We start from the raw sequence: 9,713 nt of genomic DNA on the forward strand, positions 1-9,713 counted from the left end.
GATTTTCATAAGGAGGAAATCACTAATGGTAGTTAAAGTTGGTATTAACGGTTTCGGACGTATCGGTCGTCTTGCTTTCCGCCGTATCCAAAACGTAGAAGGTGTTGAAGTTACTCGCATCAACGACCTTACAGATCCAGTGATGCTTGCACACTTGTTGAAATACGATACAACTCAAGGTCGTTTCGACGGTACTGTAGAAGTTAAAGAAGGCGGATTTGAAGTTAACGGTAAATTCGTTAAAGTTTCTGCTGAACGTGATCCAGAACAAATCGACTGGGCTAACGACGGTGTAGAAATCGTTCTTGAAGCAACTGGTTTCTTTGCTACTAAAGCAGCTGCTGAAAAACATTTGCACGCTGGTGGTGCTAAGAAAGTTGTTATCACTGCTCCTGGTGGATCAGATGTTAAAACAGTTGTATTTAACACTAACCATGATATTCTTGATGGTACTGAAACAGTTATCTCAGGTGCTTCATGTACTACAAACTGTTTGGCTCCAATGGCTAAAGCTCTTCATGACAACTTCGGTATCGTTGAAGGTTTGATGACTACTATCCACGGTTACACTGGTGACCAAATGGTTCTTGATGGACCACACCGTAAAGGTGACCTTCGCCGTGCTCGTGCTGCTGCAGCTAACATCGTTCCTAACTCAACTGGTGCTGCTAAAGCAATCGGTTTGGTTATCCCTGAATTGAACGGTAAATTGGACGGAGCTGCTCAACGTGTTCCTGTTCCAACAGGTTCTGTAACTGAATTGGTAGCAGTTCTTGATAAGAACGTTACTGTTGATGAAGTAAACGCAGCTATGAAAGCAGCTTCTAACGAATCATACGGTTACACTGAAGATCCAATCGTATCTTCTGATATCGTAGGTATGTCATTCGGTTCATTGTTTGACGCAACTCAAACTAAAGTTCTTGACGTTGACGGTAAACAATTGGTTAAAGTTGTTTCATGGTATGACAACGAAATGTCTTACACTTCACAACTTGTTCGTACTCTTGAATACTTTGCAAAAATCGCTAAATAATTCTTGAGTCGATAAAAAAGCAAGGCTTTCTGGCCTTGCTTTTTTGTATATATTGTATATATAAGAATAGATGATAATGTCATCCATTCTTTTTTAATTCTTTTTCAAAAGTATCCGATAGAACAGTGAAACTCAATTTTTCTAAGGTGAGTGGATGGGTAAAAGAAAGGCGAAAGGCGTGAAGCATAAGCCGGCTTGCTTTTGATTTACTATTATAGAGAGGGTCGCCCAAGATAGGATGCTTGTGATGAGAGAGGTGAACACGAATCTGATGCGTTCGACCGGTCTTTAGCTTGCAACGAACAAGAGCTGTTTTGTTTGGGAATTGCTTTAATCGACTGATATGCGTTTCAGCATATTGCCCATTTTTGGGATCTACTACTCGTTTTCTGCGATCATGTCGATCACGGCCAATTTTATCTTGAAAGACAAGTTCTTTACTCTCTACTCGTCCTTCTACGAGTGCCCAGTACTCGCGAGCGATGTCTTTTTTCTCCAACAAGCGATTGAGGATGGGCAGGATAAAAGGATTTTTAGCAAAAAGCACTAGTCCACTGGTTTCCATATCTAGACGATGAACGACATAGCAAGTTTGCCCAACGTAGGCAGAGACATGGTTGAGAAGGGCGATTTCGTTTGGTTGGTTACCGTGAGTTTTCATACCCTCAGGTTTGTTGACGACAATAAGATGTTGGTCTTGATAAACTTCTTGAACGAGGTCTGGATTTCCCCAAAGGATTTCTTTGGGGGGATAATCTTCCTCGTCAAAAGTCAATTGGCAAATATCCCCTGCTTTGACTATCTCGTTCCAGTGAACTTCTTCGTGGTTAATTAAGATGTTCTTCTTGGTTCTCAAAAAATGACGGATTTTTCTAGGGATGAGGAGTTGTTCCTCTAGAAATTGTTTGACCGTCATTTGAGGCAGGGATTCGGGTAATGTAAATGTGAATTGCATACAGATATTGTAACAAAAAAAGCCCTATTTGGATAGGGAGTAGCTAAATTCTTGAGTTCCCATGGTGAAGATGATAAAATAAACGCATGAAATTAGATAAATTATTTGAGAAGTTTCTTTCTCTCTTTAAAAAAGAAACGAATGAATCGGCGGAGTCTGATTCTACTAGCATGCGTCGTTCTCGGAGCGATAGAAAAAAAATGTCACAAGTAGGGCCAATTCGGAAATTTTGGCGTCGTTATCATCTGACAAAGATCGTCATCATTTTAGGGTTAAGTGCTGGCTTGCTTGTGGGAACCTACTTATTTGCGATAGCCAAGTCTACCAATGTCAATGATTTGCAAAATGCCTTGAAAACGCGAACTCTGATTTTTGACCGCGAAGAAAAAGAGGCGGGGGCCCTGTCCGGTCAAAAGGGAACCTATGTTGAACTGACAGACATCAGTAAAGACTTACAAAATGCTGTCGTCGCGACAGAGGACCGTTCCTTTTATAAAAATGATGGGATAAACTACGGTCGTTTCTTTCTAGCCATCCTTACAGCAGGTCGTTATGGAGGGGGGTCCACCATCACTCAACAGTTGGCAAAAAATGCCTATCTGTCTCAGGATCAAACCGTTGAACGGAAGGCTAAGGAGTTTTTCCTTGCCTTAGAGTTGACAAAGAAATACAGTAAGGAGCAAATCCTTACTATGTACCTCAATAACGCCTACTTCGGGAATGGGGTATGGGGTGTTGAAGATGCGAGTAAGAAATATTTCGGTGTATCGGCTTCACAACTAACGCTTGATCAGGCGGCCACTCTAGCAGGGATGCTCAAGGGGCCAGAATTGTATAATCCATTAAATTCTGTTGAAACTTCAACCAACCGTAGGGATACTGTTTTGCAAAATATGGTTGCAGCGGGTTATATTGATAAAAATCAAGAGACCGAAGCAGCTGGAGCAGATATGGCTTCTCAACTGCAAGATAAGTATGAAGGGAAGATTTCGGATTATCGTTACCCGTCCTATTTTGATGCAGTTGTCAACGAAGCCGTTTCCAAGTACAATTTAACAGAAGAAGAAATTGTCAACAACGGCTATCGAATCTACACAGAACTTGACCAAAACTACCAAGCCAACATGCAGGTTGTTTACGAAAATACCTCACTATTTCCAAAGGCAGAAGACGGAACACATGCTGAATCAGGTAGTGTTGCTTTAGAGCCTAAAACAGGTGGGGTGCGTAGCGTTGTTGGTAGCGTAGCTGGCGATGACAAACCAGGCTTCCGCAATTTCAACTATGCCACTCAGTCTAAGCGTAGCCCAGGCTCAACCATTAAACCTTTAGTGGTTTATACGCCTGCAGTAGAAGCAGGATGGGCCTTAAACAAGCAACTGGATAATCATACGATGCAGTACGATAGTTATCAAGTGGACAACTATGCAGGGATTAAGACTTCTCCTGAAGTACCTATGTATCAGGCTTTGGCTGAATCACTCAATTTACCGGCAGTTGCGACTGTAAATGCATTAGGTATTGACAAAGCTTTTGACGCTGGGGAGAGATTTGGTCTGAATATGGAAAATGTTGATCGAGTTCTTGGAGTCGCTCTCGGTGGAGGCGTAGAAACGAATCCCCTCCAGATGGCGCAAGCCTATGCAGCCTTTGCTAATGAAGGTCTGATGTCTGAAGCGCATTTTATCACTCGTATTGAAAATGCCAGTGGTCAGGTTATCAAGAGTCATAAAAATTCTCAAAAACGAGTGATTGATAAGTCGGTAGCCGATAAAATGACCAGCATGATGCTAGGGACATTTACCAATGGTACAGGAATTAGTTCATCGCCAACAGATTATGTTATGGCTGGAAAGACGGGTACTACTGAGGCTGCTTTTAATTCAGTATATACTAGTGACCAGTGGGTGATTGGTTATACTCCAGATGTGGTAATTACCCACTGGCTCGGCTTCCCGACGACGGATGAGAACCATTATCTAGCAGGTTCGACCTCAAATGGAGCAGCCCATGTCTTTAGAAGTATGGCTAATACCATTTTGCCATACACTCCAGGTAGCACTTTTACAGTTGAGAATGCTTATAAACAAAATGGTATTGAACCAGAAAATACGAAAAAGCAAGTTGTTGAAAATGAGACAAACCAGTCTGAGGACCCGATAGGAGATATTCGTAGTCGTGCACAAAATCTTGTAGATGAAGCAGGACGTGCGATTTCAGAAGCTAAAATAAAAGAAAAAGCCCAGACAATATGGGACTCAATCCTTAATCTATTTCGTTAAGAGGCTTGTCAAAGCCTAGGTTTCTTGTTATAATAGATAAGATGGAGGCGTTATGGCACTAAAAAAAGCAAGCCTAGCTTGTGCAGTTTGTGGTTCAAGAAATTATTCAATCAAAATTAGTGGGAACCCCAAGCCAACACGACTAGAAGTAAATAAATTTTGTAAACATTGTGGGAAATATACGACACATAGAGAAACGAGATAGGAGAGAACGATGGGTTTTATTAAGGATATTTTTAAACTTCTTAAAGAAACAACGTGGCCAACTCGCAAGGAAAGCTGGAGAGATTTTCGCTCTATTATGGAATACACAGCCTTCTTTGTGGTCATCATTTACATTTTTGACCAGTTGATTGTTTCAGGTTTGATTCGATTTATTAACATTTTTTAGAAGAAAGGCAGAGAGCTTCTGCTAATTTCTTCTATTATGAAAGGAAATATCATGGATAGTTTTGACAAAGGATGGTTTGTTCTACAAACTTATTCTGGCTATGAAAATAAGGTAAAAGAAAATCTATTGCAACGTGCGCAAACGTATAACATGTTGGATAATATTCTACGCGTTGAGATTCCAACACAAACCGTGCAAGTTGAGAAAAATGGAAAGAAAAAGGAAGTTGAAGAGAATCGCTTTCCAGGTTATGTCCTTGTAGAAATGGTCATGACAGATGAAGCATGGTTCGTCGTTCGAAACACACCGAACGTAACAGGATTCGTCGGGTCTCACGGTAACAGATCAAAACCAACTCCGCTATTGGAACAAGAAATCCGTGATATTCTGGTTTCAATGGGACAAACTGTTCAAGAGTTTGATATTGACGTTGAAGTTGGTCAGACTGTCCGCATCATTGATGGCGCTTTTGCAGACTACACAGGTAAAATTACTGAAATTGATAACAATAAAGTGAAGATGATTATCTCTATGTTTGGTAATGATACGATTGCAGAAGTAAACCTAAACCAAATTGCAGAATTATAACCCCAGAGAGGCTTGACCTCTCTTTTTATGTGCCGTTGAGGGAGGAAGAAGTATAGAATAGAGGAAGTAGACCCAGGGACTCGCGCATTTTGTTAAACTAAATGCAGAAAGGAGAGGTCTATGAATCTAAAAGACTTATATGAAGAAAGCAAGGGAATCGTCCATAAGTGTCGCAAAGATTATCATTTGCATCTATGGGAGAAAGAGGACTGGGACCAGGAAGGCATGTTATGTCTGTATGAGCTGGTGAGTCGAAATCCAGAGTTACTAGAGGGCGAGCGCCATCGACTTTATGTCTGCTTTAAAACAAAGTTTAGAAATCGTATCCTAGATTACATCCGTAAACAGGAAAGCCACAAGCGCCGTTTTGACAAAGAACCCTATGAAGAGGTGAGTGAGATTAGCCATCGTCTAGGAGAAAAAGGACTCAGGCTGGACGATTATTATCTCTTTCACGAACTTCTAAAGAATTACAAATCAAAGCAGAGTATGGAAAAACAAGAATTAATAGACCGTCTCATGGGAGGGGAAGTCTTTAGAGGACGTAAAGCTCTCCTGAGAGAACTTTCCCTAATCTTTTCAGAATTTCGATAAAGAGGAAAAAAGATCTTGACAAAGTAGGAAAAGTAGGTATAATAGAAAGAGTTGAAAAGCAGGTCCGTTGGTCAAGGGGTTAAGACACCGCCTTTTCACGGCGGTAACACGGGTTCGAATCCCGTACGGACTATAGTGTATCGTGTCTAGAAAAAACTTGAAAAAAGTTTAAAAAACTTGTTGACAGGTACAGCTAGCTGTGATATACTAATATAGTTGTCGCTTGAGAGAGATTGAGTGACAAAGACCTTTGAAAACTGAACAAGATGAACCAATGTGCAGGGCACTATAACTAAGGTTATAGTACTGAACAATGAAAAAAACAATAAATCTGTCAGTGACAGAAATGAGTGAGAACTCAAACTTTTAATGAGAGTTTGATCCTGGCTCAGGACGAACGCTGGCGGCGTGCCTAATACATGCAAGTAGAACGCTGAAGAGAGGAGCTTGCTCTTCTTGGATGAGTTGCGAACGGGTGAGTAACGCGTAGGTAACCTGCCTGGTAGCGGGGGATAACTATTGGAAACGATAGCTAATACCGCATAAAATGGATTATCGCATGATAATGCATTGAAAGGTGCAAATGCATCACTACCAGATGGACCTGCGTTGTATTAGCTAGTTGGTGGGGTAACGGCTCACCAAGGCGACGATACATAGCCGACCTGAGAGGGTGATCGGCCACACTGGGACTGAGACACGGCCCAGACTCCTACGGGAGGCAGCAGTAGGGAATCTTCGGCAATGGACGGAAGTCTGACCGAGCAACGCCGCGTGAGTGAAGAAGGTTTTCGGATCGTAAAGCTCTGTTGTAAGAGAAGAACGAGTGTGAGAGTGGAAAGTTCACACTGTGACGGTATCTTACCAGAAAGGGACGGCTAACTACGTGCCAGCAGCCGCGGTAATACGTAGGTCCCGAGCGTTGTCCGGATTTATTGGGCGTAAAGCGAGCGCAGGCGGTTAGATAAGTCTGAAGTTAAAGGCTGTGGCTTAACCATAGTACGCTTTGGAAACTGTTTAACTTGAGTGCAAGAGGGGAGAGTGGAATTCCATGTGTAGCGGTGAAATGCGTAGATATATGGAGGAACACCGGTGGCGAAAGCGGCTCTCTGGCTTGTAACTGACGCTGAGGCTCGAAAGCGTGGGGAGCAAACAGGATTAGATACCCTGGTAGTCCACGCCGTAAACGATGAGTGCTAGGTGTTAGACCCTTTCCGGGGTTTAGTGCCGCAGCTAACGCATTAAGCACTCCGCCTGGGGAGTACGACCGCAAGGTTGAAACTCAAAGGAATTGACGGGGGCCCGCACAAGCGGTGGAGCATGTGGTTTAATTCGAAGCAACGCGAAGAACCTTACCAGGTCTTGACATCCCTCTGATCGCTCTAGAGATAGAGTTTTCCTTCGGGACAGAGGTGACAGGTGGTGCATGGTTGTCGTCAGCTCGTGTCGTGAGATGTTGGGTTAAGTCCCGCAACGAGCGCAACCCCTATTGTTAGTTGCCATCATTTAGTTGGGCACTCTAGCGAGACTGCCGGTAATAAACCGGAGGAAGGTGGGGATGACGTCAAATCATCATGCCCCTTATGACCTGGGCTACACACGTGCTACAATGGCTGGTACAACGAGTCGCAAGCCGGTGACGGCAAGCTAATCTCTTAAAGCCAGTCTCAGTTCGGATTGTAGGCTGCAACTCGCCTACATGAAGTCGGAATCGCTAGTAATCGCGGATCAGCACGCCGCGGTGAATACGTTCCCGGGCCTTGTACACACCGCCCGTCACACCACGAGAGTTTGTAACACCCGAAGTCGGTGAGGTAACCTTTTAGGAGCCAGCCGCCTAAGGTGGGATAGATGATTGGGGTGAAGTCGTAACAAGGTAGCCGTATCGGAAGGTGCGGCTGGATCACCTCCTTTCTAAGGATAAGGAACTGCGCATTGGTCTTGTTTAGTCTTGAGAGGTCTTGTGGGGCCTTAGCTCAGCTGGGAGAGCGCCTGCTTTGCACGCAGGAGGTCAGCGGTTCGATCCCGCTAGGCTCCATTGGTGAGAGATCACCAAGTAATGCACATTGAAAATTGAATATCTATATCAAATAGTAACAAGAAAATAAACCGAAACGCTGTAGTATTAAAAGAGTTTATGACTGAAAGGTCAGAAAATAAGGTTAAGTTAATAAGGGCGCACGGTGGATGCCTTGGCACTAGGAGCCGAAGAAGGACGTGACAAACGACGATATGCCTTGGGTAGCTGTAAGTAAGCGATGATCCAGGGATTTCCGAATGGGGGAACCCAACAGGTACTACCTGTTACCCATATCTGTTAAGGATATGAGGAGGAAGACGCAGTGAACTGAAACATCTAAGTAGCTGCAGGAAGAGAAAGCAAAAGCGATTGCCTTAGTAGCGGCGAGCGAAACGGCAGAAGGGCAAACCGAAGAGTTTACTCTTCGGGGTTGTAGGACTGCAATGTGGACTCAAAGATTATAGAAGAATGATTTGGGAAGATCAGCCAAAGAGAGTAAGAGCCTCGTATTTAAAATAGTCTTTGTACCTAGCAGTATCCTGAGTACGGCGGGACACGAGAAATCCCGTCGGAATCTGGGAGGACCATCTCCCAACCCTAAATACTCCCTAGTGACCGATAGTGAACCAGTACCGTGAGGGAAAGGTGAAAAGCACCCCGGGAGGGGAGTGAAATAGAACCTGAAACCGTGTGCCTACAACAAGTTCGAGCCCGTTAATGGGTGAGAGCGTGCCTTTTGTAGAATGAACCGGCGAGTTACGATATGATGCGAGGTTAAGTTGAAGAGACGGAGCCGTAGGGAAACCGAGTCTGAATAGGGCGCATTAGTATCATGTCGTAGACCCGAAACCATGTGACCTACCCATGAGCAGGTTGAAGGTGCGGTAAGACGCACTGGAGGACCGAACCAGGGCACGTTGAAAAGTGCTTGGATGACTTGTGGGTAGCGGAGAAATTCCAAACGAACTTGGAGATAGCTGGTTCTCTCCGAAATAGCTTTAGGGCTAGCGTCGACATAAAGATTCTTGGAGGTAGAGCACTGTTTGGGTGAGGGGTCCATCCCGGATTACCAATCTCAGATAAACTCCGAATGCCAAAGAATTATGGTCGGCAGTCAGACTGCGAGTGCTAAGATCCGTAGTCGAAAGGGAAACAGCCCAGACCACCAGCTAAGGTCCCAAAATAATTGTTAAGTGGAAAAGGATGTGGGGTTGCACAGACAACTAGGATGTTAGCTTAGAAGCAGCTATTCATTCAAAGAGTGCGTAATAGCTCACTAGTCGAGTGACCCTGCGCCGAAAATGTACCGGGGCTAAAACAATTTACCGAAGCTGTGGATACCTTTATAGGTATGGTAGGAGAGCGTTCTATGTGTGGAGAAGGTGTACCGTGAGGAGCGCTGGAACGCATAGAAGTGAGAATGCCGGTATGAGTAGCGAAAGACAGGTGAGAATCCTGTCCACCGTAAGACTAAGGTTTCCAGGGGAAGGCTCGTCCGCCCTGGGTTAGTCGGGACCTAAGGAGAGACCGAAAGGTGTATCCGATGGACAACAGGTTGATATTCCTGTACTAGAGTATGTAGTGATGGAGGGACGCAGTAGGCTAACTAAAGCAGACGAATGGAAGTGTCTGTCTAAGCAGTGAGGTGTGAATTGAGTCAAATGCTTAATTCTATAACATTGAGCTGTGATGGGGAGCGAAGTTTAGTAGCGAAGTTAGTGACGTCACACTGCCAAGAAAAGCTTCTAGCGTTAAACATACTCTACCCGTACCGCAAACCGACACAGGTAGTCGAGGCGAGTAGCCTCAGGTGAGCGAGAGAACTCTCGTTAAGGAACTCGGCAAAA

7 protein-coding genes, 2 tRNA genes and 2 rRNA genes (1 of these 11 cut by a window edge) are annotated in these 9,713 nt (G+C 44.1%); 10 read left to right on the plus strand and 1 reads right to left on the minus strand.

Annotated elements, in window-relative coordinates:
- The first annotated feature begins 25 nt into the window (after positions 1 to 25).
- Positions 26 to 1,036: a type I glyceraldehyde-3-phosphate dehydrogenase gene (gene gap, locus KZX55_RS08800; protein ID WP_000260673.1), complete on the plus strand. Its 1,011-nt coding sequence runs from the start codon at positions 26 to 28 to the stop codon at positions 1,034 to 1,036.
- A gap of 79 nt (positions 1,037 to 1,115) precedes the next feature.
- On the opposite strand, the gene KZX55_RS08805 is transcribed toward gap, so the two are convergent.
- Positions 1,116 to 1,991 (minus strand): RluA family pseudouridine synthase, encoded by an 876-nt coding sequence (locus KZX55_RS08805; protein ID WP_348982758.1) that lies wholly within the window; start codon positions 1,989 to 1,991, stop codon positions 1,116 to 1,118.
- An 86-nt stretch (positions 1,992 to 2,077) separates the two neighbouring features.
- On the opposite strand from KZX55_RS08805, the gene pbp2a reads away from it, so the two are divergent.
- The 9 genes from pbp2a to KZX55_RS08850 form a co-directional block, all read left to right on the plus strand.
- Positions 2,078 to 4,273, plus strand: a complete 2,196-nt coding sequence (gene pbp2a / locus KZX55_RS08810; RefSeq protein WP_248026833.1) for a penicillin-binding protein PBP2A — start codon at positions 2,078 to 2,080, stop codon at positions 4,271 to 4,273.
- Positions 4,274 to 4,325: 52 nt separating this feature from the next.
- Positions 4,326 to 4,478 (plus strand): 50S ribosomal protein L33, encoded by a 153-nt coding sequence (rpmG, locus tag KZX55_RS08815; RefSeq protein WP_001809375.1) that lies wholly within the window; start codon positions 4,326 to 4,328, stop codon positions 4,476 to 4,478.
- A 9-nt stretch (positions 4,479 to 4,487) separates the two neighbouring features.
- Positions 4,488 to 4,664 (plus strand): preprotein translocase subunit SecE, encoded by a 177-nt coding sequence (gene secE / locus KZX55_RS08820; RefSeq protein WP_000505776.1) that lies wholly within the window; start codon positions 4,488 to 4,490, stop codon positions 4,662 to 4,664.
- Positions 4,665 to 4,715: 51 nt separating this feature from the next.
- Positions 4,716 to 5,252, plus strand: coding sequence for a transcription termination/antitermination protein NusG (gene nusG, locus KZX55_RS08825; RefSeq protein WP_000376732.1), 537 nt, complete (start codon positions 4,716 to 4,718; stop codon positions 5,250 to 5,252).
- 120 nt (positions 5,253 to 5,372) lie between these two features.
- Entirely contained in the window at positions 5,373 to 5,846 is a 474-nt protein-coding gene (locus KZX55_RS08830) for a hypothetical protein (RefSeq protein WP_049501155.1), read from the plus strand.
- A 61-nt stretch (positions 5,847 to 5,907) separates the two neighbouring features.
- Positions 5,908 to 5,979, plus strand: a tRNA-Glu gene (locus KZX55_RS08835).
- 232 nt (positions 5,980 to 6,211) lie between these two features.
- A 16S ribosomal RNA gene (locus KZX55_RS08840) occupies positions 6,212 to 7,760 on the plus strand.
- 51 nt (positions 7,761 to 7,811) lie between these two features.
- A tRNA-Ala gene (locus KZX55_RS08845) sits at positions 7,812 to 7,884 on the plus strand.
- A gap of 122 nt (positions 7,885 to 8,006) precedes the next feature.
- Positions 8,007 to 9,713 (plus strand): 23S ribosomal RNA (locus KZX55_RS08850) (it continues 1,195 nt past the right edge of the window).
- Together the 16S and 23S rRNA genes with 2 tRNA genes alongside form the textbook arrangement of a ribosomal RNA operon.

Source organism: Streptococcus halitosis (assembly GCF_023147855.1).
GTDB lineage: Bacteria > Bacillota > Bacilli > Lactobacillales > Streptococcaceae > Streptococcus > Streptococcus halitosis_B.

What these genes read in the sequence shown, in the direction of transcription:
- gap (WP_000260673.1), top strand. Translation starts at nt 26, where the DNA reads ATGGTAGTTAAAGTTGGTATTAACGGTTTCGGACGTATCGGTCGTCTT.
- KZX55_RS08805 (WP_348982758.1), bottom strand. Translation starts at nt 1,991, where the DNA reads ATGCAATTCACATTTACATTACCCGAATCCCTGCCTCAAATGACGGTC.
- pbp2a (WP_248026833.1), top strand. Translation starts at nt 2,078, where the DNA reads ATGAAATTAGATAAATTATTTGAGAAGTTTCTTTCTCTCTTTAAAAAA.
- rpmG (WP_001809375.1), top strand. Translation starts at nt 4,326, where the DNA reads ATGGCACTAAAAAAAGCAAGCCTAGCTTGTGCAGTTTGTGGTTCAAGA.
- secE (WP_000505776.1), top strand. Translation starts at nt 4,488, where the DNA reads ATGGGTTTTATTAAGGATATTTTTAAACTTCTTAAAGAAACAACGTGG.
- nusG (WP_000376732.1), top strand. Translation starts at nt 4,716, where the DNA reads ATGGATAGTTTTGACAAAGGATGGTTTGTTCTACAAACTTATTCTGGC.
- KZX55_RS08830 (WP_049501155.1), top strand. Translation starts at nt 5,373, where the DNA reads ATGAATCTAAAAGACTTATATGAAGAAAGCAAGGGAATCGTCCATAAG.